Source organism: Desulforhabdus sp. TSK (genome assembly GCF_022836495.1).
Taxonomy (GTDB): domain Bacteria; phylum Desulfobacterota; class Syntrophobacteria; order Syntrophobacterales; family Syntrophobacteraceae; genus Desulforhabdus.
The window spans coordinates 13,871-39,200 of record NZ_BQXM01000001.1; the positions used below are offsets into that span (position 1 = coordinate 13,871).

Sequence of the window (25,330 nt, forward strand, 5' to 3'; positions counted from 1 at the left end):
AAACTTATGGCCAACGAAAGAATCCTTGTAGTCGATGACGATCGAGGGCTGCTGACTCTCATGAAGGCCCGCCTGGAGGGCGCCGGGTACCAGGTGACTCTGGCCGACAGCGGTGGGGAGGCCCTGAAATCCGCCGTGGAAGAAGTCTACAGTGTTGCCATCCTGGACCTCAAGCTGGGGGAAATGGACGGCATCACCCTCATGGAAAAATTGCTCGCCATTCAACCGTATCTTCCCATCATCATCCTCTCCGCCTATGGGACCATCGCCACTGCGGTGGAAGCGACGAAGAAGGGCGCTTACGATTTCATGACCAAGCCGTTCGAGGCCAAGGATCTGCTCTACCGCCTGGAAAAAGCCCTCGAGGTGGGGAAGCTCAAGGTGGAGGTCGACCGGCTCCGAGCCCTGGTGCAGGAACGCTTTCACTTCGACAATATCATCGGCTCCAGCGAAAATATGCAGCAGGTTCTGCGGCAGGTGGCGCAGATTGCCCCGACGGATTCCACGGTCTGCCTGTACGGTGAAAGCGGAACGGGCAAGGAGCTCATTGCCAAGGCCATTCATACCAGCAGCACCCGGTCGCGGGGACCCTTCGTCGCCATCAACTGCGGGGCCATTCCCGAAGGACTCCTGGAAAGCGAGTTGTTCGGGCATGTACGCGGGGCGTTCACTGGGGCAGACCAGGCCAAAAAGGGACTTCTGCAGCAGGCCGAGGCTGGGACACTCTTTATGGATGAGGTGGCGGAGCTTTCCCTGGCTCTCCAGGTGAAGCTGCTCCGTACCTTTCAGGAGCATGAATTCTACCCCGTAGGGGGCGTTCATCCCCTCAAGACCAACATCCGGCTCATTGCCGCCACCAACCAGGATCTCCAAAAGGCGGTCAGTGAAGGCCGCTTTCGGGAAGACCTCTACTACCGTATCCACGTCATTCCCATCTATCTCCCTCCCCTGAGAGACCGCCGGGAAGACATTCCCCTCCTGGCACAGCATTTCCTGAGCCATTTCAATCGTGCCATGGGCAAGCATGTGGAGGGTTTTTCCCCGGAAGCCATGCACCAGCTCATGTTGCATCGCTGGCCGGGGAATGTGCGGGAGCTGTCCAATGTCATTGAACGGACCGTCGCCCTTGCCACGGGGGACCAGATCTTGCCCGACCACCTGTTCCTGGGGAAGGAAGGGCTGTCCTCTTCACCGCGTCAACCGACGGAGCTCCTGTCTCTCAACGAGGCTCGTGAAGAATTTGAACGGGCCTATCTGACTCAGGTTCTCACGGCAACGCAGGGGAATGTTTCCCACGGCGCCGCCCTGGCAGGGCGATACCGGCCGGAGTTCTACAAAATGCTGAAGAAATACCGGCTGGAGCCCAGCGCGTTCAAGAATCCCAAGCCCGTCCCCAGAGAGGACTAATGGAGCCGTGCCGCATTTTCCCACGTGAAGCAGTCGCGCTCGGCCGGCATCCATACCGGTCTGCCCGCTGGGGGGTGTTTTTTTGTAGGCCTGAGACTGCAGAAGTGTAGGGAAAAGCATACAGCAAGGGCGGGCAGGGAGGGTTGCCGCGGATCTTCCCGGAAAATGGGGCTTCCCTCATGAGCTCCCAGAGCAAATAGTCAATGAGTGAATGCACTTATTAATCAATCTGCCGTAAGCCTTTCGGTCTTTCCTTCCGTGTCCTTTCCTGGCTGACGTCGACAATTTCACCCTGAACATGAAGTACCGGCAATTTTCAGCTTTCTCTCCCCTGCGCGAACAATTCTTTTAAGGTCTCGAATAGATTGATTTTAAATACATCGTCCTACGGGCCCTCCCTCCATCTCAGGATCTGGCATGTCTATTGCTGTGTATTACAGGAAACCGGAAGGTCTTTCCGGGGGTCCCGCGACACGCTGGATGGTTTTATCCTGCATCACAAGGGGAGGTTCCCATGGCTAAAATATTGATTGTTGATGATGATGCGAGCTTCCGTTTCATCTTGAAGGACTTTCTCGAGATGAACGGCTATGATTGCATGGAAGCCGGCAACGTTGCCCAGGCACGGCGGCAGTTGTGGTGGAACAAATTCGACCTGATCCTTTCGGATCTGAATATGCCGAAGGAGTCCGGGTTCGATCTCCTGGACCACGTGATTTCTTTGTATCCCCGTACACCCTTTGTCCTGGTAACAGGGAACGGCGACACAGCAACCCGGACGCAGGCTTTGAAATTGGGCGCGTGCGCCTACCTTTCCAAGCCGTGCCGATTGAATGAGCTGCTTTCGGTCGTGATGGGCATGATCAAGGAGCCCACCGGCCTCGAGCTGTCTCTCATGACGTGGGGGATGCAGAACTGATCGGCAAACGGAGATCGGATCCCTTTCCGCACGGGGACAAACGAACATCGAACCCGCAGTGAGAATGCAGCATGGATGTTTCCGATGGAACGATCCTGGTCATGAAAGAGCGTGCTCAACAGGCGGCGGGGAACAGCTACTGCCGATACAGCCGCTTCCCGGTGGGGGCGGCTGTGCTGACGGAAACGGGGGAGATCCACACCGGATGCAACGTTGAAAACGTTTCGTACGGACTGACGGTGTGCGCCGAACGGACGGCCATTTTCAAAGCCATTTCCGAGGGATGCCGGAAAATCCTTGCGGTGGTGGTCTACACCCCCACTGAACATGCCGTCACGCCCTGCGGCGCCTGCCGGCAGGTCATCAATGAATTCGGTCCCAACGCACGCATCGTCAGCTTTTGCGCTTCCGAGCACCGGATCGATACCGCCCTGGACCGCCTCCTGCCCCACCCCTTCCAAGCCTTCTGAACCCTCCGCCTCGAGAAGCCAGGGGATGAAACGCCCGGTTTTCTGAATCTAATCTCCGGCCCGCTGACTTCCGCTTTTCTCGCCCGCTCCTCTAGATCGAAGCTCCCGTTTTTCCGAAAGACATCCAAATCCTTTTTGCCGAGCTGACACAGGCCAGGGCTATGCCCCCGGCGACGACACCCGCCAGGACATTCAGGAGGGTAGGCGCCAGTGCAGCCAGCACCCCACCGACGCCGGGCGCCCCACGAACCATTTCGGGTGCGTGATGCAGCACCTCATGCGAATGGGGGAGTCCGTGCACCAGGATGCCTCCACCCACCATGAACATGGCTGCCGTCCCGGCGATGGACAGGGTTTTCATGAGGTAGGGCGCCATCCCCGAAAGGAATACGCCGACGGTGCGCCGAACGCCCCCCCATGCCCCCCGGGTGCTGGTCTTGACCAGGTAGAAGCCGGCGTCGTCCAGCTTGACAATACCGGCCACCAGCCCATAGACGCCGAAGGTCATGATGACGGCAATACCGGCCACCACGGCCACCTGGGTGGGGAATTCCGCTTCCTGTACAGTGCCCAGTGCAATGACGATGATTTCAGCGGACAGGATGAAATCCGTACGGATCGCGCCCCGGATTTTTTCCTTCTCCAAAGCCACCAGGTCCATGTTCGGGTCGCTGAGGGCTTTAACGATCTCTAAAGGTTCGGATTGGCTGTTGTTCCTGCTGTGCAGAAACTTGTGCGCGAGCTTTTCAAACCCTTCGAAGCATAGGAAGGCCCCGCCCACCATCAACAGGGGGGTGACGGCCCAGGGGGCCACAGCGCTCATGAGGAGCGCCGCCGGCACCAGGATCAGCTTGTTTCTCATGGAGCCTTTGCCCACGGCCCACACCACCGGCAGCTCACGCTCTGCACGCACGCCTGCTACCTGCTCAGCGTTCAGCGCCAGGTCATCCCCCAGCACACCGGCGGTTTTCTTGGCTGCGACCTTCGTCATGAGGGCCACATCGTCCAATACGGATGCAATGTCGTCGATGAGAGCCAAAAGACTGGAACCGGCCACGTGTGGACTCCTTGCTTTTGAAGAGAGAATGCGGCACTGAAACATCTTGTCATTTCTATATATAGAGCACTTTGTGCACAGAAATGCCGCAGGGAGTCAAGGGGTCTGTTTGTCTTTTGCCATACGGAAGAGCTTCTGCTATAGGATTTATCCAGCTGCAACCAGAAATCTTTTCCCCTGCTCCCTCGTCCTTTGTGCCGGCTGTGGCCTGCAAAATATCCCGGCTTGTGCGGCATTTATCTTGTTGTCACACGGCCTCGTGATGGAAAGGAGAAGTTCCATGAATGTTGTTTTCATTTCACCGAATTTCCCGCCCACCTATTACCTGTTCTGCACAGCCCTCAGACAGGCAGGCGCCACTGTGCTGGGCATTGGAGACGCCGCCTGTGACGATCTGCGCCCGGAGCTTCGAGACGCTCTGACAGAGTACTACCGGGTTTCGACTATGTCTGACTACGATGTCATGCTGCGGGCCTGCGGCTTTTTCACCCACAAGTATGGCAAGATCGATCGTATCGAATCCCACACGGAATTCTGGCTGGACGTCGATGCAGGCCTGCGTGAGGACTTCAATGTGTTCGGGCAGAAACCGGCCGATCTCTCCGTCAACCGCCACAAGATGGGGATGAAGGCCCGCTTCATGGAAGCGGGCATCCCCTGCGCCAGGGGGATTCTTGCGTCCGATTCGGCTTCGGTGGAGACGTTCGTGAAAGAGTGCGGGTACCCCGTCATCTTCAAACCGGATCAGGGAGTCGGTGCGGCGGGGACTTTCAAGGTTTCAAGCGATCAGGAAATGAAGGCCGCCCTGGAGATGCTCCCCGAGGGCTATATGGTGGAAGCGGTCCTCGAAGGAGACCTTCTCAGCTTCGACGGCCTTACGGACCGGGACGGCAAAATCGTCTTTTGTACGGCCCACCACTTTTCCGGCGGGATCATGGAGATCGTGAGCGAGAGGCGTCCCATGCACTACTATTCCCTGCGCGATATTCCTCCATTGCTGGAAGAACTGGGCCGACGGACGGTGGAGGCATTTCAGGTCCGGGAGCGCTTCTTTCACATCGAATTCTTTCGCAAAGACGCCGCCCATTATTACGCCCTCGAAATCAATGTGCGCCCCCCGGGGGGATTCACCCTCGACATGATGAACTATGCCTGCGATTTCGATGTGTTCCGCTGGTGGGCGGACCTGGTCACCGGGAGCCGCGATGATTTTACGTTCGAACGCAAGTACCACGTGGCCCACGCATCCAGGCGCCATGGAATGAATTACCGCTGGGGACACGAAGAGCTCCTGGACCGTCTCGGCGTCCTCGTCGTCGCTCATCGGGAGGTCCCGCCGGCGCTGAGCGACGCCATGGGCAACTACGCCTACTTCCTCCGGACTCCTGCCCTGGATGAGCTCCTGGCAGGCATCGAGGAGGTGGAGAAGACGGCCTAAATGCCCTTGGCGTCTTCCAGGAGCCACAGCAGGATATCGGCGAGGCGTGCCTGCCATGCCTGCTCGTTGTGAAAGTGATCGGGGGCCACCACGTAGCGCAATTCGTGGTCCCCCAGGCCGATGCTCTTGAGATGATGGTAGAAGTCCCGGGTGGCGCTCACGTAGTCCAGGTAGAGGTCGTAGAACCAGTAGCGCTCCAGGGACCCCGTATCCATGTAGAGCTTGCACCATCGGCCGGTGGGGGCGTTCCAGAGCCTGAAGACGGCGCCGTCCGCCCACATGACCGAGGGCGAAACGGCTCCCATGCGGCCAAAGGCTTCCGGGTGCGTCTTTCCGATGACGAGGCTCATGAGTCCGCCCAGGCTGGCTCCCAAAACTCCTGTCCAGTGAGGCTCGGGAAGCGTGCGGTACGTCCGGTCGATGAACGGCTTCAGGTGATTCACGAGAAAATCCACGAAGAGCCATCCTCGTCCCTGAGCGCCCACAGAGGGTTCCGGCCATGGGGAATATTCACTGAAGCGATCGGGGAGATGATCGATGGCGACGACGATCCAGGGCCGCAGCTGTCCTTCGCCGATGAGCCGATCCAGGGTCGTATTGGCGCACCAGGTGTGATAGATGGCCGATTCGGGATGGTTGTAGACATTTTGTCCGTCCAGCATATAGAGCACCGGGAAGCGGTCGTTCGGTTGCGCTTCATAGGCATCGGGTGTGTAGGTCCGGAGGGTCCTGACCACGCCTTCGGGCTCGGAATAAAAATCTCGAAGAATTTGAATATAGCTCATGTTTACTCCCATCGTCGCAATGTGAATGGCCCGCCCTTTGAGGGCTGCTTTGCCTGTATGATGGGCGAGGAATGTTCAAAATTCAAGGGAATTGTCCGCACCGTCCGTGCCTGACTTGGAGGGAGTGGAGGAGAAACGGCATCCCATGGAACACCATGAGCCCAAATATCACATCGGCTTCAGCCGGGAGGATCTGGGGGACGATCCTCCGACCTTTGCACTCCTGTGCGGAGACCCGGAGCGGGCCGCCCGTATCGCCCTGGAAACGGATGGAGTGCGCCTGGAAAAAGTCCTGTCGGAAAGACGGGGCTTGAACAGCTACCTCGTGTCGCTTCCGGGTGGGCGGCGTGTCGTTTCGGCGACGAGCGGCATGGGGGCTCCGTCTCTCAGCATCGTGGTGAACGAGCTCTATGCTGTTGGAATCCGCCAAATCCTGCGCATCGGCACTTCCGGTTCCATTCAAAGGAACGTCAAGGTGGGGAGCATCGTCATTACGCGGGCGGCTCTCTGCCGTCAGGGTGCCGCAGCGGACATCGCTCCCCTCGAATACCCGGCCGCGGCCAATCCCTTCGTCACGGCAGCTCTCGTGCAGGCGGCACGGGAGCTCCAGGTGGACTGGCACCTGGGGGTCACCGCCTCGGTGGACACGTTCTACGAGGGCCAGGAGCGCATGGCATCTTCGGCCAATCCACATCTCCAGCGGTGGCTGGGAGGGATTTCCCTTCCCAGGGAGCTCCTCCGTCACCTGGGTGTTCCCAGAGAACGGTTGGAGGGTGTTCCGCAAGAGGGACTCCGCGTGGGGGGCATCACGGAAGAATACCGCGGGCTGAACGTACTCAATTACGAGATGGAATCTGGGACGCTTCTCAAAATGTCCGGGGTATATGGTTTTGCCGGGGCATGCGTGTGTGCCGTCGTGGCGGATCGCACCACCAGTGAGCACGTGGCGCGTGATTTGGTGGGAGCTGCCGAAGCAAATGCCATCCAGGTGGCATTGCGTGCCGTGGAAATCCTGGATCCCGAATACTTGAAGCCCCGCTACTGGGGATGAAGCGATCCGTCGAAAGATGACATCACGGTTTTGGATCCTGTAGCCCCGCTACTGGAGATGAAGCCTAAACAGTGTTTCATTTTTCTCAGCGCCTGTCAGCGTTTTCAGCGTCCCGCTTCAGTCCCGGTACCGCCGCAGGAGGTCCTGGTAGGCATCGATGCGTCGGTCCCTCAGGAATGGCCAGACGCGTCGGACGGATTCACTGCGCTCCAGGTCGATGGCGACCACTTTCACTTCTTCCCGGTCGTGAGAGGCTCTCGCGAGCATTTCCCCCTGCGGGCCGGCCGCGAAGCTGTTTCCCCAGAAGAGCTGTCCTCTGCCCGCTTCCGGCGAGGGCTCAAAACCCACCCGGTTCACGCTGAGGACCGGCAGCCCGTTGGCGACGGCGTGTCCCCGTTGGACGGTGATCCACGCGTTCAACTGTCGCTCCTGCTCGTCGGGCGGATCGCCGGGGTCCCATCCGATGGCCGTGGGATAGATCAGGACATCCGCCCCGGCCAGAGCCATGAGGCGCGCCGCCTCGGGATACCACTGGTCCCAGCACACCAGGACTCCCAGTTTGCCCAGGGATGTGGCAATGGGGTGGAATCCCGGGTCCCCTGGAGTGAAATAATACTTCTCATAATACCCTGGGTCATCGGGGATGTGCATTTTGCGGTAAATTCCGGCAATGGAGCCGTCCCGCTCCAGGACGACCGCCGTATTGTGATAGATGCCGGCCGCGCGCCGTTCGAAAAGAGATGTCACGAGGACGATGCCGAGCTCCCGGGCGAGGGTGCCGAAGCTTTCCGTGGAGGGGCCGGGGATGGGCTCGGCCAGGTCGAAGCGTTCAGGGTCCTCTGTCTGGCAAAAATAGAGCCCCGTATGAAGCTCCTGGAGCACGACGAGCTGTGCCCCCTCGGAAACCGCCCTGCGGATGCCGGCCGTGCTTTCGGCAATGTTGTCGGTCCGGCTGCCGGAGCAGCTCTGCTGAACGAGGCCTGCGAGGATCTTTTTCATAGAAAAGCTCCTTTGGGAAACTGCATGGTGACGCAGTGGAGGGATCCATTCTGCAGCAGGAGGGGGCTGCAGTCGATGCCGAAGACCTGTCGGCCCGGGAAGGCCTGTCGGATCGCAGCCAGCGCTGCTTCATCTGCGGCGTCGCCGTAAATGGGAGCGAGGACTGCACCGTTGAGGACCAAAAAATTGGCATACGTCGCGGGAAGTCGCGCCCCCGCGGCATCGAAGCGGGGTGCGGGCCAGGGCAGGGGAATCAGCCGGTAGGGGGCTCCCTTCCGGGTCGTGAATGCCTTGAGCTCCTCGCTCATGGCCCTCAGGGCATCGTAGTGGATGTCTGACGGATCGTCGCAGGCTGTGTAAAGGATCGTATCGTCCGGACAGAGCCTCGCCAGGGTGTCCACGTGTGAATCCGTGTCGTCGCCCTCCAGAAAGCCATGCTCCAGCCACAGGAAATAGTCGGCGCCCAGGAGTGACCCGAGCTCGGCTTCGATCTCCTTGCGGTTCAGATGAGGATTTCGATTGGGGCCGAGGAGGCATTCAGCCGTGGTGAGGATGGTGCCGTTCCCGTCGGATTCAATGCTCCCGCCTTCCAGGATCAGCCCTACGGTTTTCAGGGGATTTCCTTGAAACGCGCCCTTCAGGTAAAGCTCCCGGGTGATGCGGTTGTCCAGGTCTGCCGGGAACTTCAGCCCCCAGCCATTGAAGCCGAAATCCAGGAGGAGAGGGGATCCGTTTTCCAGTATGGTGATGGGGCCAAAATCCCGTGCCCAGGTGTCGTTGGTGTCGACCTCGTGGATGTGGAGGCGGTCCATAAAGATTCCGGCCCGCTTCAGCCGGAGGGAGATCTCGGCCGCACCGGGGCATACCAGGAGGCAGTGCTCGAAACGTGTGATGTACTGAAGGATTTCCAGGTAAACCGCCTGTACTGCCTCCAGGTGGCCGCACCAGTCCGTGTTGGAGTGCGGCCAGGCCAGAAGCACCCCGTCTTGTTCCTCCCACTCAGCGGGTAGTCTTCGATGCATGTGCCCTTCCTTTGCTAGGATTGTCCCCGGCGATGAAACCATCGATCCGGCCGGGGTAGCGAAGGGTATAGCGGAGATTTTCCATAAAGACAACCCGGCAGGTTGTGGGGATGTCTGGCGACTCGATCTGCAGCCTGTTCTCCGCAGGATGGAAGTTGTACCTTTGGAAAAGATGCCCCATAATGAACAGCCGCTGTTACCTGGAGCCCCCCAAAAAACAACTGAAGGAAAATGTCATGAAAAAGGACGATCGCAGTTCCATACAGAAGCTGATTCTGGCCCTCGAAGCGGCGGCACAGGAAATACGGATCCTTGAAGCCCAGGGGAAAAAGGCCTTGTTTTCCGATGACGATAAAGAGGCATACACCCGGAAGCTCAATGAGAAAGCCTTCCTCTTGATGGATCTTCCAGAGATGGCAGCCCCTTTCCTTGAAAAAATGGAAAGGGATGCGGCCCGCGATATCCGCTTCGTTTTGAATGACTTCGCCCGGAGGGCCGGTCAGGCCATGGAGCTTTCAAGCCTTTTCTACCTTTCCGCACTGCTCTACCCCGACGATTACCGGGAAGGGGACAAGAACGATCTCGAAAAGTTCATTGGTAGTCTGAAAGAAACGTATCCCACCGAGGGGGCCCTGTGAATGAAATAAAGGTCAGGCTCAGGATTTTTCTCATTCTCTTTTTCCTGCTGATGGTTTTGGGTGCGGTGGGCTTCATGCTCATCGAAGATGCATCCCTCATTGATTCCATTTATTTCATCGTCGTCACCATGGCCACGGTGGGTTACGGGGACGTTCACCCCTTTACTCCGCTCGGCAAAGTCTTCGCTCTCCTCATCATCGTCATGGGGGTCGGGATCTTTCTGGGGGTGGTGGCCAATGCTACCGAATTGATGTTGAGCAGGAGGGAGCGGGAATCCAAGCTGGAGAAGCTCAACATGGTCATCGGCGTCTTCTTCAGCGAAGTGGGTACATCGCTCCTGAGGATGTTCTCACATTACGATCCGGACTTCAGTCGAATCAGGAAAGAATTGATCATTACGGACCGTTGGACTCAGAGTGATTTTCTCGCTGTGAACCGACATCTGAGGGAATATTCTTATGAGGTTTCCATCCGCAAGGTCGATTTTGAGGGACTGCGGGACGCATTGCTGGAAAGGCGTGCTTTCATGCTGAGACTCCTGGAAAATCCCGTTCTGCTGGAGCACGAAGCCTTCACGGACCTCCTGCGTGGGGTTTTCCACCTGACGGAAGAGCTGGCCTGCAGGTCGGCTGTAAGGGAGATACCCGAGACGGACAAGGCTCATCTGGGGGGCGACATCAAGAGGGCCTACCTGCTGCTGCTCGACCAGTGGCTGAAATATATGCTTTATCTCAAAATCAATTACCCTTATCTTTACTCCCTCGCCATGAGGACAAACCCGTTCGATCTGAAGGCGTCACCCATCGTCAAGGAGTAGAGCGGCGGGGCGTAAGTCTTTCAGAGCGGCGTGTGGTGAAGTCCCTTCAATACCTGGCGGAACGCCTCGATGGAGCGGAGACCGACGATCTTGTCCCCACCGTCGAAAACGAAGGTGGGCAGCACGCTCACATCGTAGCGATCTCCTTCCTCGTGGCCGGCTTCCAGGCGGTCTTCGTACCGGTCGTCGTTGAGAGCTCTCTCCAGCTCATCCCTGTCGAGACCCACCTGGGAGGCAATGTCGAGAAGGACGGGAACCTGGCCGATATTGCGGCCTTCGCCGAAATAGGCGTGGAAAACCGCGGCGTGAAATGTGGCGTGCTTCCCGTGGTCCCTGGCGAATTCACCGGCTTCCAGGGCTTTCCTGGTGTTGGGCAGCAGCGTGGCGTCTCCGAATGTGTAGCCATAGCGCTCTCCCTTCGTCCTCAGTTCTTCGAAGAGGCCTTTGAGGTCGTAATCGGGGAATTTTTCGGAGAGCAATACGCCTTCCGGCGGAACTTCGGGGTGCAGTTCATAGCTCACCCATTCTTCTTGGATGTCGTATTCTTTTTTCAATGCTTCTACGAGGCCTTTGCCGAGGTAGCAGAATGGACAGGTGAAATCGCTGAATATTCTGATGTGAATGGGCATGGTGGGGATTAATCCTTTCCAACCGGATAGAACAGGGAGACATGAAACCAACAACTCTGAGGGCGGATGCCCTGCTTCTCATCACGGCAACCATCTGGGGATTTGCCTTTGTGGCCCAGCGAGTCGGAATGGAATACGTGGGGCCGTTCACGTTCAACGCCGTCCGATTCGCTCTGGGCAGCCTTTCATTGATTCCCCTCCTGATCTTTAACCGCAGCCGGGAAAAAAAGTACAGGGAAATCATGCCGGCCCCAAATGTACGGAAAGTCGCGGCGGCGGGGGGACTGACGGGGCTGGCGCTGTACATGGGATCCTCCCTGCAGCAGGTGGGGATCGTTCACACGACGGCCGGCAAGGCGGGATTCATCACCGGGCTCTACGTCGTTCTGGTTCCCATCCTGGGACTGTTCTGGAGGCAGAGGCCCGAGCTCGGAACCTGGATGGGAGCCGTTTTCGCGGCGGTGGGGCTCTACCTTCTCAGTGTGACCGGAAATTTCACGATTTCCTACGGCGACCTGCTGGTGCTCGTGGGAGCATTTTTCTGGGCTTGTCACGTCCACCTGGTGGGGCTTTTTGCAGCCAGGGTCGGTTCCATCCGGCTGGCATTTCTCCAGTTTGCCGTTTGCTCTGCATTGAGCGGTATCACGGCCTTCGCGGCCGAATCCGTCTCCCTGTACAGCCTGCAGCAGGGGCTGCTCCCCATCCTGTACGGAGGCTTCATGTCCGTGGGGATTGCCTATACGCTTCAGGTGGTGGCACAGCAGGAAGCCCATCCTGCCCACGCCTCCATCCTCCTGAGCCTGGAAACGGTGTTCGCGGCCCTGGGCGGCCGGCTCATCCTGGGTGAAACCCTTGCACCCCGTGGGCTGTTGGGCTGCGCCCTCATGCTGGCCGGGATGCTCTTCTCACAGTTCCATTTCACGTCAACCTCTCTGAAAGCCCTGTTGCGGCGGGCCCACCGCCCCGATCCCACCTGACGGCACGAGCAGATTTTTTAATGTCGGGCACGCCAACGCGCCGATAAAGAATCGAGCTCGCAGGCGGCCTGTCGGGAGGGGGAAGCGGCCAAAACTTCCTGGAAGCTGCCTGAGAAATGAATCAGTCGCTTTTGGCATCCACCTTGTTTTGTCATTCCGGCAGTCTTTCAGCCGGAATCTAGTTTTTTCGCTGGGCTGGATTCCGGCTGAGAGACGGCCGGAATGACGCGCAAAGGAATTTTTAAACAGCCGCTTAGCACAGGATGGGTTGACGGAGATGTTTGTCTATATCGGAATCGCTGTCGTGGTGTGTGCCGTGGTGGGCGGCTACATGATGGAGCATGGCAATCTGGGCATACTGGTGCAGCCCGTGGAGCTGATCATCATCTTCGGTGCGGCTCTCGGTGCGCTCCTCATTGCCTCGCCGGCAAAGGTCGTAAAGCTCATTTTCAGGGATATCGCCAAGATCTTCAAGGATCAAAGCATCCACACGCCCGCCTACCTCGAGCTCCTCATGCTCCTGAATGTGCTCTTCCGCAAGATGAAGAAGGAGGGGGTCATCGCCATCGAGGGGGACATCGAAACGCCCCACAAGAGTCCAATATTCAGCAAATTCAAATCGGTTGCTTCCAACCACCAGTTCTGCACCTTCCTCTGTGACAACCTGCGAGTCATCGTCAGCGGCGGCATGCCTCCCCACGAGCTGGAGAGCCTCATCGATCTGGATATCGAGGTGCGCGAGCATGAAGAGCTCATCCCTTCCATCAGTATCGCCAAGATTGCGGATTCTCTTCCAGGCCTCGGGATCGTCGCAGCCGTTCTGGGCGTGGTGCTCACCATGGAAAAGATCAACGAGCCTCCAGCGGTCCTGGGGCACTGCATCAGTGTTGCCCTCGTAGGCACCTTCCTCGGCGTGCTGGCCTGTTACGGGTTCATTGCGCCCATGGCGACGAACCTGGAGCATCAGGCAAAGGACAAAGTCGTCTATTTCAATGTCATCAAGACCGCTCTTGTTTCTTTTGCCGGGGGATCCGGTCCGCAGATTGCCATTGAATCGGCGCGCCGAGCCATTCCTGAAGGAGATCGCCCCTCTTTTGCAGATGTCGAGAAGGAGATGAAAAAGTGGAAGGCAACGTAATCATCATCAAGAAAGGGAAAAAGCGAGGACACGGCGCAGGGCATGGAGGTGGATGGAAGGTTGCCTATGCCGACTTCATGACCGCCATGATGGCCTTTTTCCTTCTCATGTGGCTGATTTCAATGGTTGCCCCTGAAAAAAGAGCGCAGGTCGCATATTATTTCAAACATTTCAGTATGTTTGAAAAAGGTGGGACCACGCTGATCGAGCTCAAGCATCCCAGTTCCGGGGTGTCGGTGGTGGACAGTTCATCGGCGGCGGAGGCTGTGGACCCATCAGAGGAAACTCCGGTAGCGGAGCCGTCTCCCGAAAAGGTGCTGGTGGAAAGATTGAAAATGGAGATTGAAACCCGCCTGGCCGACGTGAAAGATCAGATCATCGTGGACACCTTCGAGGGAGGAGTGCGCATCGACATGGTGGACAAAGAGGGGAATCCCATGTTTCCCGTCGGCAGCACGGAAATGACTCCCCATGGGAAGAAAATTCTTCGGGAAATCGCCGGGACTCTCAGAAGCTCCGGCGAAAGAATTGCCGTGGAAGGGCATACGGATGCACGGGTCTATACGACGGACCATTACGGCAATTGGGAGCTTTCCACCGAGCGGGCGTCCGCCGCGAGGAAAGAATTGGAACGAAACGGCGTCACGACGGAAAAGATTGTGAGAGTGGCCGGCTACGCCGCTTCGGATCCCCTGGTCAAAGAGAATCCTCTGGACGCAAGAAACCGCAGAATCAGCCTCCTCCTCTTCCGCACTTATGGAGCCACGGGAGGGATGGGCAGCTCCATCCCCGGAAGAGACAAGATCCGGAAAGAAGGGGAGAGCAACCCACCGTCCAATGCCTCGGACCTCCTCCACCAGTACCTCCTCCACCGTTGAACCCTGCCGCAGCTGAGCGGCCTACGGTGCCGCCAGATCCATCGCAGCGAGAGTCAGTCACCACCGAGGATGGGATGTTTTTGAGTCCTCCCTTTGCCTGCCCTGGTGCCTTCTCATGCTGGTTCTGTTCTTTTGGGGCTGTGGATGATATATAGGCGGTGAAGATTTTCCGTGCGGTGATTTCCAGGGTACGGAACGGTCTTCACCGTGCTCTGTCGCAAGGCAGTCTTGCTGCCGGCCTTTAAAATTCAAGTCGCGGGATTTTGGAAATTCAATCCATTATGATTCCCTTTATGCATCCGACCGTTTCATCCTTTGCATGCCGCCGTCCCATGCCCTTCCGCCATGCCCTGTGCCTGTTTGCCATCCTGTCCCTGGCTTTAGCCCCATTGCTTTGGGGGTGCTCCAAGGCTGCTTCGGGAGACGCACGGGGAAAGGATGCGGGCAAGAGCCCCGTGGTGCCGGTCCTGGCCGGCACTGCAGTGGAAAAAACCGTTCCGGTGGAACTGAGGGCCATCGGCAACGTTCAGCCCTACGCCACCGTGGCCATCAAGGCCCAGGTGACGGGCGAACTGGTTTCGGTGCAATTCAAGGAGGGCCAGGAAGTCAAGAAGGGCGACCTCCTGTTCACCATCGATCCGCGCCCTTTCGAGGCAAAGCTCCGGCAGGCCGAAGCCAACCTGGCGAGGGATCGGGCGCAGCTTCAAAACGCCCGCAAGCAGGCGGAGCGTTACAGCTCGGTAGCCCAAAAGGGATATGTCTCCGCCGAGCAGTTTGACCAGATCACGGCCAATGCGGCAGCCCTCGAAGCAAGTGTAAAAGCCGGGGAAGCTGCGGTGGAGAGCGCCAGGCTGGAGCTGAAATACTGCTCCATCCGATCGCCCCTGGATGGGGTGGCAGGGGTCGTCAAGATCGACCAGGGGAATATCGTCAAGGCAAGCGACAAAGACAACGTGCTTGTGGTCATCAACCAGGTGCGCCCCATCTATGTCTCTTTTTCCGTCCCGGAACAGAACCTGTTCTCCCTGAGGAAATACATGGCTTCCCAGAAGCTGGAAGTCACGGCCACTGTCCCGGGGGGCGAAGACCGGCCGCCGCGAGGGGAGCTCACCTTTCTGGACAACACGGTGGATCCCGCCACGGGAACCATTCAACTGAAAGCCACCTTTGCCAACACAGAAAAATTGCTCTGGCCCGGGCAGTTTGTGAATGTGCTGCTGCGCCTGACCACCCTGGAAGGTGCGGTGGTGATTCCCGGCGAAGCGGTTCAGACGGGACAGGAAGGCCCTTATGTCTACGTGGTGAAGCCGGATTTCACCGTCGAATACCGGAAAGTGGTTCTGGGGCGTCCCGTGGACAATGAGATCGTCATCCTCCAGGGGCTTGCCCCAGGAGAAAAGGTGGTGACGGACGGGCAGCTGCGGCTGGCTCCGGGGACCCAGGTGAAGATCCTGGATCCCCAGGCCGGTGAGAGCGGGGGCAAAGGTTCATGAGCATACCCGAGTTTTTCATCCGGCGACCCGTTACAACTACACTCCTCATGATGGGACTCCTGGTTTTCGGTGTCATGGGCTACCGCCTGTTGCCCGTGAGTGAACTGCCCAACGTGGATTTCCCCACCATCCAGGTGACCGCAAATCTTCCCGGATCAAGCCCCGAGACGATGGCCTCCTCGGTGGCCACCCCCCTGGAGCGCGAATTTTCCACCATTGCCGGCCTCGATTCCATGACCTCCACCAGTGCCCTCGGAGTGACCCAGATCACCCTGCAGTTTTCCATGAGCCGGCAGCTGGACGGTGCGGCCCAGGATGTGCAGACAGCCATTTCCAAGGCCCAGCGGCTGCTCCCGGCGGACCTGCCCACACCGCCCTATTTCAGGAAGGTCAATCCTGCCGATCAGCCTATCCTGTACCTGGTGCTGAGCTCCCCCATCCTGCCCCTGTCGACCGTCCATGAGTTCGCCGACACTCTCCTGGCTCAGCGGATTTCCATGATCAATGGCGTGGCTCAGGTGCTGATCTTCGGAGCCCAGAAGTACGCCGTCCGCGTGCAGTTGAACCCCGACCTTCTCAACACGCTGAGCATCGGGATCGACGAGGTGGAGGCGGCCATCACCAAGAGCAATGTGAACCTGCCGACGGGAACCCTGGACGGAAAGTACCAGGCCATCACCGTGCAGTCCACCGGTCAGCTCCTGCAGGCAGAAGCATACCGCCCCCTCATCGTGGCCTACCGCAACGGCTCACCGGTGCGTCTGCAGGACGTGGGGACCGTCATCGACAGTGTGGAAAACAACAAGGTCGCGGCCTGGTACAACAACACGCGCGCCATTGTACTGGCCATTCAACGCCAGCCGGGAACCAATACCGTGGAGGTGACCGACGCCATCAAAGCGCTGCTGCCTGCATTTCGTTTGCAGCTGCCCGCTTCCCTGGGACTTGACATCCTGTACGACCGGTCGGAATCCATCCGGGATTCCATCGAGGATGTGAAGTTCACGCTCCTGCTGAGCATCGGCCTCGTGGTGCTGGTGATTTTTCTGTTCCTGCGGAATCTTTCGGCAACCATCATTCCCAGCCTCGCCGTTCCCATGTCCATTGCCGGCACTTTCGCCGTCATGTATCTTCTCGGCTACAGCCTGGACAACCTCTCTCTCATGGCCCTGACGCTTTCCGTAGGCTTTGTCGTGGACGATGCCATCGTCATGCTGGAAAACATCGTGCGGCACCGGGAAATGGGGAAAGGACGACTACAGGCGGCTCTCGACGGATCCCGGGAAATCAGCTTTACCATTCTTTCCATGACCCTCTCCCTCGCCGCGGTTTTTATCCCTCTCCTGTTCATGGGGGGAATCCTGGGGCGTTTGTTTCATGAGTTCGCAGTCACCATCGGCGTGGCCATCCTGGTGTCAGGCGTAGTTTCTCTCACCCTTTCCCCCATGCTCTGCAGCCGCTTCCTGGGGTCTGCCGGGGAAGGGACAAAGCACGGCCGCCTTTACATGGCATCCGAGGCCTTTTTCGACGGGATGCTTCGGCTTTACGACACCACCCTCCGATGGGTTTTGAAGCACAGTCCTCTCACCCTGGCCGGTTCCTTCGCCTTGATGGGCGCGACGGTCTACTTGTTCATGATCGTCCCGAAGGATTTCATCCCCAGCCAGGATACGGGCCAGATATCCGGTATGACGGAGACGGCCCAGGGGACTTCCTTCGAAGCCCTGGTGAATCAGCAGAAGAAAGTGGCGGCCATCATTTCCCAGGAGCCGGCCATCGAGGGGTTCATGTCTTCGGCGGGAGCGGGTGGTCCAAGCACCACGGGGAACACCGGCAGGTTGGTCATTCACCTGAAGCCTCGCGCCGAGCGAGAGGAAAGCGCCAATCAGCTGATCCAGAAGCTGCGGAAAAAACTGGAGGGACTGCCCGGAATCAAGGTCTACCTGCAGAATCCGCCGGCGATTCAGATCGGTGGTCGCTCGGCCAAGAGCCTCTATCAGTACACCATTCAGGGGACGGACACGGCGGAGCTGTACGCCTGGGCGCCCCGCGTGGAAGAAAAGTTGCATGGTCTGGCATCGTTGCAGGACGTGAGCAGCGACCTCCAGATGACCAATCCGGAAGTCCTGGTGGAGATCGATCGGGACAAGGCGCAGGCGGTGGGCGTTACGGCCGAACAGATCCAAAATACGCTCTACAACGCTTACGGCTCGCGGCAGGTTTCTACCATTTACACTCCGGCCAATCAGTACCGGGTCATCATGGAGGTGCTGCCGCAGTTTCAGCTTTCTGCCGCCGCTCTCTCTCAGCTCTACATTCGTTCCTCAAGCAATCGCCTGGTGCCCATGGATTCCGTGGCAAAGATGCGCCGGCAGGCAGGGCCTCTCACCATCAATCATACGGGACAGCTCTCTTCCGTCACCGTTTCCTTCAACCTGAAGCCCGGCGTGGCCCTTGGGGGTGCAGTGGCCGACATCGAACGGAGCGTGAAGGATCTTCGCCTCCCTCCGACACTCTCCACGAGCTTCCAGGGGACGGCCCAGCAGTTCCAGGCCTCTATGAAAGGGATGTGGCTGCTGCTGATCATGGCCATCCTGGTGATCTATATGGTACTGGGAATCCTGTACGAAAGCTTCATCCATCCCCTGACAATCCTTTCCGGCCTGCCGGCGGCCGGTGTGGGGGCATTGTTGACCCTGATGATTTTTCGCACGGACCTGAGCATTTTTTCCTTTGTGGGGATCATCATGCTCATCGGGATCGTCAAAAAGAACGCCATCATGATGATCGATTTCGCCCTCAGCGCTCAGCGCCATGAAGGCAAATCGCCGGCGCAGGCCATTTATGAAGGCTGTATCCTGAGGTTTCGTCCCATCATGATGACCACCATGGCCGCCCTCATGGGGACGCTTCCCATCGCCCTGGGGATTGGCGCGGGAGCCGAGGCGCGTCGTCCCCTCGGTCTTGCGGTTGTGGGGGGGCTCCTCCTGTCCCAGCTTCTGACCCTTTACATCACGCCGGTGGTTTACATTTACATGGAATCGCTTCAGGGACGGTTGAAAAGAACCTTTGCCCGTCCCCGCCGGGTCGATGCCGCGCTTCGAGTGAATTCGTCCGACAAAGAGGAGAAAGCTGGATCTGAAACCGTTGCCCGGACGCCTTGATGATGGAGAACAGGGGAGCGTGCGATCTGAAGCTCATCGAGAATAGAATATTTCAAGGGGGAAAATGCATCATGTCCGAGCTGGATGATCTGCTCGATCAAATCAAAAGCAAATACGCCGTGGAAATCGTTCCTCTGAAGATTGGGGACAAGACACTGAAGCTGCTGCAGATCAAGGATCTCGAAGAATACATCGCGGATCTCGTCGAAGGCGGTTCCGTTCCCATCCTGGACCTGCCTTTCTGGGCAAAGGTGTGGGAGTCGAGCTTCCTGCTGGCTTATTTTTTGGGCAGGCGGCCCGTGGTGCTCGGGCAGCGTATGCTGGAAATCGGGGGAGGCATCGGGGCGGTGGGCATTTATGCGGCAATGTGCGGCCACAATGTGACCATAACGGACATCAACGAGGATGCGCTCCTCTTCGCCCGGGCCAATGTGCTCCTCAATGGCGTGGCGAGGGCACAGGTGCAGAAGTTGGACTGGAATGAGGCGAACCTCCCGGACCCTTACGATGTGATCGTTGGGGCCGAGGTCATCTATGACCGTGAATCGTATCCGCTCCTGGTCAATTTCCTGAGGAGGGCCATCGTCCCCAAGGGCATGATCTTCCTTGCCAAGAACGCCAACCTGCATGCTCCGAAGTTTTTTGTGGAGCTCACCCAGTATTTCGAATTCAAGCAGAATGTTCAGACCATTGGCAGCGGCGAGGATGCCCAGAAGATTGAGCTTTTTGCCATTCGCCTCAAAGCCGATGGGAAGGGCATGGGGAACTGAGCTTTACACCGGGATGCGTATAGTCCCGGTGGGGATGAAAAGCTTCATGATGAGAAGGGAAAAATACGCATGAGAGAAGGGCAAGCCATCTCCATTGCCACGGAGGCCGGACCTCTGGCCGCTGTCGTGCACCTGCCCCAAAGAATCCCCTCGCCTGTGGTGATCTGCTGCCATGGGATGCTCAGCAATAAAGACAGCAGCAAGTATATCGACATCGCCGACGCCTTCAACAGGGAAGGAATTGCGGTCGTCCGCTTCGACTTTTCCGGATGCGGTGAAAGCCAGGCCTCTCCGCTTCCCGACCTCATCACGTCCCGCGTTCGGGACCTCCACGCCGTCCTGGACCATGTGCAGGGTGCATCCTGGGCGTCGGGGCCGGTGGGCCTTCTGGGCTCCAGTATGGGGGGGTATATTGCCTGCCTGGTGGCTTCCTTCGGGCGGCATGACCTGGGGGGCTTGGTGTGCTGGGCGACGCCCTTCGATTTGACAAAAATAACCGGGGCGCGTGAAGTGATGGAAAATCATCAGCGCATCCTGCCCGGTGGCGTCGGGATCGGCCTTCCCTTAAATCTGGGCGCCATGGCTCCCGTACCCGGCGTGCTCGTCCTGCATGGTCGGCAGGATGAAATCGTACCCTGGAAGGATTGCCTCGATTTATACCACCATGCAGGGGAGCCCAAGCGCATTTACATCATGGAAACGGCGGACCATCGATTCGCGGACCCCGCTTGGCGGGAAATGGCCATCCGCATGAGCCTGGAGTGGTTCCTGGAGCGGGGGTTTGTAGAATCAGTGCCGACCTCCATGCCCTGAAGCAGGAGACTGTAAGGCTCCTGAAAGAGATTGCCGGGGATGGCGGGGATCTCGAGGTGCCAGCAAAATCAATTATAACTCCTCCCCTGTAAGATAAAGTGCATGTTTGTATACCCCTTCGCCATAAGGATGCGGGAAAATGAAAGATAAATCCTGCAATGTAGGAGCGACCTGCCTGTCTCCCCAACGAAACCGCCGTTCAATCCGGTTGCAGGGATACGATTATTCCCAGGCCGGAGCCTATTTCGTGACCATCTGCACCCAAAATCGAGAATGCCTGTTTGGGGAAATCGTGGACGGGGAAATGCGGCTGAATGCTGCGGGTGTTATGGTTCAAACGGTTTGGGATGAAATACCCGTCCATTATTCAGGCATCGATATCGATGAATTCGTCGTCATGCCCAACCACATCCACGGAATCATTGCCATCGTAGGGGCGGCCCCCTGTGGCCGCCCTTTCCGGGGGCAGGCACACGATGGGCAGGCACGGAATGCGCCACCCCAGGGCGGGCAGGCACGGGGCGGGCAGGCACGGGGGCCTGCCCCTACGCGGTTGTCGTTGTCGGATGTGGTGCATCGATTCAAAACGATGACGACCAAACTGTATGTGGATGGCGTCAAACAATCAGGATGGCCGCCGTTCCCCGGCAGGTTGTGGCAACGCAATTATTGGGAGCACATCGTCCGCAATCAATCAGAAATGGACCGCATACGGGAATATATCCTGAACAATCCCGCCCAATGGGAATTGGATAAATTGTTCGTAGGGGCGGCCCCCTGTGGCCGCCCTGATGAGGGGTAACCCCATGATCGGCAACCCCAGGGTGGGCACGCACATGATCTGCACGCACGGTATAGGAAATCCCTGGATGACCAACCACGGGGTGACCAACCACCGGTGGGCAGGCACGGGGGCCTGCCCCTACGGACGGGTTGTCCGTAACGTCTGCACCTTGCCGTCCGTTCCCCGTGTGAGCACCACATGCTCTCCTCACCTTTGCGGCATGCCCGGGGAATGAAGGCAGGTAAAAAGCACGACGGGCGATAGAGCCTCATTGCCCCTGACGGAGATGTCTGCGTATGATGAAGAAAAATGACCGGCACGTGTGTGCGGTTTGCGGAAAGACGTTTCAAACCCGCGACCTTGTCCCCGGTGCAGCCGTTCGAGACGTTATCGCCAAAGAGATTGTTCGCGATCATCCCGGTTGGTCGCCGGATGAGAGCTTCATCTGCCGGCCCGACTTGACGAAATACCGGGCGAATTATGTTCACTCCCTCCTGGAGTCTGAAAAGGGAGAGCTGACGGTCCTTGAGCAGGAGGTTCTGGACAGCATCAGGGAGCACGAGATCCTCTCGAAGAATGTCGATACGGAATTCGAACAGAAGTGGACCTTCGGCGAGAGCCTGGCGGATCGCATTGCGACATTCGGCGGAAGCTGGACGTTCCTCATTTGCTTTGGCGCTTTCCTCGCGCTCTGGATCGGGATGAATTCCACCGTCCTGTTGCTGCATCCTCCCGACCCTTATCCATTCATCCTGTTGAACCTTATTCTTTCCTGCCTTGCTGCCATCCAGGCCCCGATCATCATGATGAGCCAGAACCGCCAGGAGGCGAAGGATCGACTTCGTTCCCAGCACGACTACCAGGTGAACCTCAAGGCGGAGCTTGAAATTCGACATCTCCACGACAAGGTCGATCATCTCCTTTCCCACCAGTGGGAACGCCTGGCCCAGATGCAGGAGATCCAGCTCGATCTGCTGACAGAGATGGGCAAGAGACGGTGACCTGCGGTGGAGGGGGCCGCCGGGATCCGCCTGGCGGCCCCCCTTCCGTCACAAAATTGAAACGCTGCTTCACAGGTTCACGCTTCAAACCCCAATTTACAGCCGGACGCTCACGCCTTCCCCTGGAGGTATTCGAGGGCTTCTTTGCGGATGACTCGCTTGTTGAGCTTCCCCACGCTGGTTTTGGCGATGCTGTCCGTCAGGTTGATCCGGTTGGGGACGCCCCATTTGGAAATGACGCCTTTATCCACGTATACCTTGAAGAAATTTTGGATGTCCTCCTCCGAGACTTTTCCCTTGTAGTCTTCTTTGAGGACAACGAAAGCGAGAGGCCGTTCGCCCCACTTCTCGTCGGGGACGCCCACGACGGCGCATTCGCTGACGGCCTCATGGCCCATGAGGATGTCTTCCAACTGCAAGGAGGAGATCCATTCCCCTCCCGTCTTGATGACGTCCTTGATACGGTCCGTCACCTGGAGGTAGCCGTCGGGGTCAATGAAGCCCACATCGCCCGTGTGAAGCCAGCCATCGTCCCAAAGCTCTTCCGATCGTTCCGTCTCCTTGAGATATCCCTGAGTCAACCACGGGGCGCGGACGGTCACTTCGCCGGTGCTGACGCCGTCTTTGGGGAGAGGCTTTCCAGCCATGTCCACGGTCCTGAGATCCACCAGTGGGATAGGGATGCCCGTGCGGCATCGGATTCTGATCTGTTCCTCGGTTTCCCACTGCAGCATGTCCGGCTTCAGGTTGGCGAGGGTGAGGATGGGGCAGGTTTCGGACATTCCGTACCCTGTGAAGGTGTCGATCCCCAGCTTCATGGCCTGCCTGCAGAGTCCGCGGGACAGCGCCGAGCCCCCGATGATGAGCTTCCAGCCCGTGATGTCCACTTCTTTGACCACAGGGCTGCCCAGGAGCATGTGCAGGATGGTGGGCACGCAGTGAGAGAAGGTCACCTTCTCTTTGGCCACCAGCCTCAAAATATTGTCGGGAATGTAGCGTCCGGGATAAACCTGCTTGACTCCGAGAACCGTGGCCACGTAAGGCAGCCCCCAGGCATGCACATGGAACATGGGGGTGAGCGGCATGTACACGTCGTTGGCTCCAAACCTTGGCGGCGCCGTGAATCCGCTCAGACCCGCAAGGGTCCCCAGGGTATGCAGGACCAACTGGCGATGGCTGAAGTAAACCCCCTTGGGGAGTCCCGTCGTGCCGGTGGTGTAAAAGGTCGTGGCCATGGCGTTCTCGTCGAAATCCGGAAAATCGTAGGCGGCATCGCTTTCCGCCAGGAGCGCCTCGTACTCTCCCGCGAAGCCGTCCGACGCATCGGCGCTTTTTCCCTCATCCGTGATGAGAACGATCTTCTTCACCGTTTCAAACTGGTCTTTGATCTGCTCCAGTATGGGCAGAAACTCCCCATTGATGAGGAGCACGTCGTCCGCTGCGTGATTGATGGTGTAGAGAATCTGGTCGGGGGAGAGTCTCACGTTGATGGTGTGCAGAACCGCGCCCATCATGGGAACGGCGAAGAAGCATTCCAGGTACCGGTGGCTGTCCCAGTCCATCATGCCGACGGTGTCTCCCTCCTTTACTCCCAGCGCCTTGAGCGTATTGGCCAACTGACCGATGCGCCGGTTGAGGGTTTCGTAGTCGTAACGAACGAGCTCCCTGTAGACAATTTCCTGCTCCGGTGAGTAGGCGAGGGGGGTATGCAGCAGACGTTTGATGAGAAGCGGGTATTCATAGGCTGATGCTGTCTTCTGGATGAGTTTTACCGACATGGGGGTCTCCTCCCTTTAAGAAATAATTCCCTGAGATCTCCAATCCTTAATCCCGAATCACGATGGTGCTCATTCCCATACCACCACCCACGCAAAGCGCCGCCAGGCCCACTTCCAGGTTGCGGCGCGCCATTTCATAGGCCAGTGAAATGACGATGCGCAGCCCCGTGCAGCCCACCGGGTGCCCCAGGCCGACTCCGCTCCCGTTGACGTTGGTGATGGTGCGGTCCAATCCCAGACCACGCTCGCAGGCGATGTACTGAGAAGCGAAAGCTTCATTGACTTCGATCAGCTGCATGTCCTTGACCTGCATACCGGCTTTTTTGAGGACCTTTTCCGTGGACGGCACGGGCCCGTAACCCATGAGGTGCGGCTCGACTCCCGCTGCAGCCTGGGCGGCGATGCGGGCCATGGGGGTGAGCGCCAGCTCCCGGGCACGCTTTCGAGTCATGAGAATGGCGGCAGCCGCACCGTCGTTGAGCCCCGACGAATTTCCCGGTGTGACAGTGCCGCTCTTTTTAAAGACGGGCTTCAGCCTGGCCAGATCTTCCAGGGTCAATCCAAACCGCGGATGCTCGTCCTGCTGAAAGACGACTTTGCTTCCCTTTTCTCCGGCGACTTCCAGGGGGACGATCTCTTCTTTGAAGCGGCCCGCCTTGATGGCGGCCTCGGCCTTCTGGTGACTTTCCAGCGCCAGCTGATCCTGATCCTCACGCGAGATTCCATATTTTTCCGCGAGGTTTTCCGCTGTCACCCCCATGATCATGGGGTCCCCCAGCAGCCGGCTCCCCGAATGGAGCATCTCCCACATGGCATCGGTCACTTCATGGTTGGTGAGGCGCATGCCCCACCGGGCGTTGGCCAGGTAGTAGGGAGCGGAGCTCATGGATTCGACGCCCCCCACCAGGACGACTTCCGCATCGCCGCAGCGGATTTGCTGGACCCCGGAAGCCAGGGCCTGCATGGAGGAGGCGCACTGACGCTGCACCGTGAAGGCCGGGATGTGAGAGGGCAATCCGGCCACGAGGAGCGCCGTCCGTGCTGTGTTGGCCTCATCGAAGCACTGCACGCAGTCCCCGAAAATGACCTCCTCGATGAGGTTGGGGTCCAGGTTTCCCGCGCGCTGGATGGCTTCTTTCATGACATGGGCGCCCAGCTGTGTCGCCCTCACTCCCTTCAGGGCGCCCCCGAATTTTCCAATGGCGGTACGCGCCGCCGAAACAATGACTACGTCGTTATCTTTGATCATATTCTCATTCCTCCGAACAACGGGAAAGTGCAACCACGGCTGCAAGGGTGAC

At 58.3% G+C, this 25,330-nt stretch carries 24 protein-coding genes; 17 read left to right on the forward strand and 7 right to left on the reverse strand.

Translation table 11 applies throughout. From position 1 onward, the window contains the following. Positions 1–6: 6 nt before the first annotated feature. From MWC30_RS00080 to MWC30_RS00090, 3 genes are all read left to right on the forward strand, one after another. Entirely contained in the window at positions 7–1,407 is a 1,401-nt protein-coding gene (locus MWC30_RS00080) for a sigma-54 dependent transcriptional regulator (RefSeq protein WP_244082102.1), read from the forward strand. Between the two features lie 514 nt (positions 1,408–1,921). Continuing rightward, positions 1,922–2,326 carry a response regulator gene (locus MWC30_RS00085; RefSeq protein ID WP_244082103.1) on the forward strand — a complete coding sequence of 135 codons (405 nt, stop codon included), beginning with the start codon at positions 1,922–1,924 and terminating at the stop codon, positions 2,324–2,326. 71 nt (positions 2,327–2,397) lie between these two features. Beyond that, positions 2,398–2,796 (forward strand): cytidine deaminase, encoded by a 399-nt coding sequence (locus tag MWC30_RS00090; RefSeq protein ID WP_244082104.1) that lies wholly within the window; start codon positions 2,398–2,400, stop codon positions 2,794–2,796. Between the two features lie 91 nt (positions 2,797–2,887). Here the strand turns inward: MWC30_RS00090 and MWC30_RS00095 are convergent, their stop codons facing one another. Then, complete coding sequence (locus tag MWC30_RS00095; protein ID WP_244082105.1) at positions 2,888–3,853, reverse strand: DUF808 domain-containing protein; 966 nt, start codon at positions 3,851–3,853, stop codon at positions 2,888–2,890. A 280-nt stretch (positions 3,854–4,133) separates the two neighbouring features. On the opposite strand from MWC30_RS00095, the gene MWC30_RS00100 reads away from it, so the two are divergent. Continuing rightward, the gene (locus MWC30_RS00100; protein WP_244082106.1) at positions 4,134–5,291 is read left to right on the forward strand and encodes an acetyl-CoA carboxylase biotin carboxylase subunit family protein; all 1,158 of its coding nucleotides are present in this window, start codon (positions 4,134–4,136) and stop codon (positions 5,289–5,291) included. Here the strand turns inward: MWC30_RS00100 and MWC30_RS00105 are convergent. Continuing rightward, positions 5,288–6,076 (reverse strand): alpha/beta hydrolase, encoded by a 789-nt coding sequence (locus MWC30_RS00105; RefSeq protein ID WP_244082107.1) that lies wholly within the window; start codon positions 6,074–6,076, stop codon positions 5,288–5,290. The genes MWC30_RS00100 and MWC30_RS00105 overlap by 4 nt on opposite strands. A gap of 145 nt (positions 6,077–6,221) precedes the next feature. On the opposite strand from MWC30_RS00105, the gene MWC30_RS00110 reads away from it, so the two are divergent. Then, positions 6,222–7,127, forward strand: a complete 906-nt coding sequence (locus tag MWC30_RS00110; RefSeq protein WP_244082108.1) for a nucleoside phosphorylase — start codon at positions 6,222–6,224, stop codon at positions 7,125–7,127. Between the two features lie 117 nt (positions 7,128–7,244). Here the strand turns inward: MWC30_RS00110 and MWC30_RS00115 are convergent, their stop codons facing one another. Then, positions 7,245–8,126, reverse strand: coding sequence for a carbon-nitrogen hydrolase (locus MWC30_RS00115; protein ID WP_244082109.1), 882 nt, complete (start codon positions 8,124–8,126; stop codon positions 7,245–7,247). Further along, entirely contained in the window at positions 8,123–9,148 is a 1,026-nt protein-coding gene (locus tag MWC30_RS00120) for an agmatine deiminase family protein (protein ID WP_244082110.1), read from the reverse strand. The genes MWC30_RS00115 and MWC30_RS00120 overlap by 4 nt, the downstream gene beginning before the upstream one ends. Positions 9,149–9,384: 236 nt before the next feature. Here MWC30_RS00120 and MWC30_RS00125 point away from each other — a divergent pair, with 236 nt between their 5' ends. Both MWC30_RS00125 and MWC30_RS00130 read left to right on the forward strand, forming a co-directional pair. Next, positions 9,385–9,786 carry a hypothetical protein gene (locus tag MWC30_RS00125; protein WP_244082111.1) on the forward strand — a complete coding sequence of 134 codons (402 nt, stop codon included), beginning with the start codon at positions 9,385–9,387 and terminating at the stop codon, positions 9,784–9,786. After that, on the forward strand, positions 9,783–10,604 hold the full coding sequence (locus MWC30_RS00130; protein ID WP_244082112.1) for a potassium channel family protein: 822 nt from the start codon (positions 9,783–9,785) through the stop codon (positions 10,602–10,604). Before MWC30_RS00125 ends, MWC30_RS00130 begins: the two co-directional genes overlap by 4 nt. 20 nt (positions 10,605–10,624) lie before the next feature. Here MWC30_RS00130 and MWC30_RS00135 read toward each other — a convergent pair whose 3' ends face one another. Continuing rightward, positions 10,625–11,233 (reverse strand): DsbA family protein, encoded by a 609-nt coding sequence (locus MWC30_RS00135; RefSeq protein ID WP_244082113.1) that lies wholly within the window; start codon positions 11,231–11,233, stop codon positions 10,625–10,627. Between the two features lie 41 nt (positions 11,234–11,274). Here MWC30_RS00135 and MWC30_RS00140 point away from each other — a divergent pair, with 41 nt between their 5' ends. From MWC30_RS00140 to MWC30_RS00185, 10 genes are all read left to right on the forward strand, one after another. Next, complete coding sequence (locus MWC30_RS00140) at positions 11,275–12,210, forward strand: DMT family transporter (protein WP_244082114.1); 936 nt, start codon at positions 11,275–11,277, stop codon at positions 12,208–12,210. A gap of 277 nt (positions 12,211–12,487) precedes the next feature. Further along, positions 12,488–13,348 carry a flagellar motor stator protein MotA gene (gene motA / locus MWC30_RS00145; RefSeq protein ID WP_244082115.1) on the forward strand — a complete coding sequence of 287 codons (861 nt, stop codon included), beginning with the start codon at positions 12,488–12,490 and terminating at the stop codon, positions 13,346–13,348. Next, a complete protein-coding gene (locus MWC30_RS00150) occupies positions 13,333–14,226 on the forward strand; it encodes a flagellar motor protein MotB (protein WP_244082116.1) in 894 nt (297 codons plus the stop codon). The genes motA and MWC30_RS00150 overlap by 16 nt, the downstream gene beginning before the upstream one ends. A gap of 293 nt (positions 14,227–14,519) precedes the next feature. After that, positions 14,520–15,719 carry an efflux RND transporter periplasmic adaptor subunit gene (locus tag MWC30_RS00155; RefSeq protein WP_244082117.1) on the forward strand — a complete coding sequence of 400 codons (1,200 nt, stop codon included), beginning with the start codon at positions 14,520–14,522 and terminating at the stop codon, positions 15,717–15,719. Continuing rightward, positions 15,716–18,883, forward strand: coding sequence for an efflux RND transporter permease subunit (locus MWC30_RS00160; RefSeq protein WP_244082118.1), 3,168 nt, complete (start codon positions 15,716–15,718; stop codon positions 18,881–18,883). The genes MWC30_RS00155 and MWC30_RS00160 overlap by 4 nt, the downstream gene beginning before the upstream one ends. A 71-nt stretch (positions 18,884–18,954) precedes the next feature. Next, positions 18,955–19,653 carry a methyltransferase gene (locus MWC30_RS00165; RefSeq protein WP_244082119.1) on the forward strand — a complete coding sequence of 233 codons (699 nt, stop codon included), beginning with the start codon at positions 18,955–18,957 and terminating at the stop codon, positions 19,651–19,653. A 69-nt stretch (positions 19,654–19,722) separates the two neighbouring features. Further along, entirely contained in the window at positions 19,723–20,466 is a 744-nt protein-coding gene (locus MWC30_RS00170) for a S9 family peptidase (RefSeq protein ID WP_244082120.1), read from the forward strand. 139 nt (positions 20,467–20,605) lie between these two features. Beyond that, the gene (locus MWC30_RS00175) at positions 20,606–21,268 is read left to right on the forward strand and encodes a transposase (RefSeq protein ID WP_244082121.1); all 663 of its coding nucleotides are present in this window, start codon (positions 20,606–20,608) and stop codon (positions 21,266–21,268) included. A 4-nt stretch (positions 21,269–21,272) separates the two neighbouring features. Then, on the forward strand, positions 21,273–21,485 hold the full coding sequence (locus tag MWC30_RS00180) for a hypothetical protein (protein ID WP_244082122.1): 213 nt from the start codon (positions 21,273–21,275) through the stop codon (positions 21,483–21,485). Between the two features lie 61 nt (positions 21,486–21,546). Then, complete coding sequence (locus tag MWC30_RS00185; protein WP_244082123.1) at positions 21,547–22,251, forward strand: DUF1003 domain-containing protein; 705 nt, start codon at positions 21,547–21,549, stop codon at positions 22,249–22,251. A gap of 110 nt (positions 22,252–22,361) precedes the next feature. On the opposite strand, the gene MWC30_RS00190 is transcribed toward MWC30_RS00185, so the two are convergent. Both MWC30_RS00190 and MWC30_RS00195 read right to left on the reverse strand, forming a co-directional pair. Then, entirely contained in the window at positions 22,362–24,029 is a 1,668-nt protein-coding gene (locus MWC30_RS00190; protein ID WP_244082124.1) for a fatty acid--CoA ligase, read from the reverse strand. Between the two features lie 46 nt (positions 24,030–24,075). After that, positions 24,076–25,278, reverse strand: coding sequence for a thiolase family protein (locus MWC30_RS00195; RefSeq protein ID WP_244082125.1), 1,203 nt, complete (start codon positions 25,276–25,278; stop codon positions 24,076–24,078). Positions 25,279–25,330 lie beyond the last annotated feature (52 nt).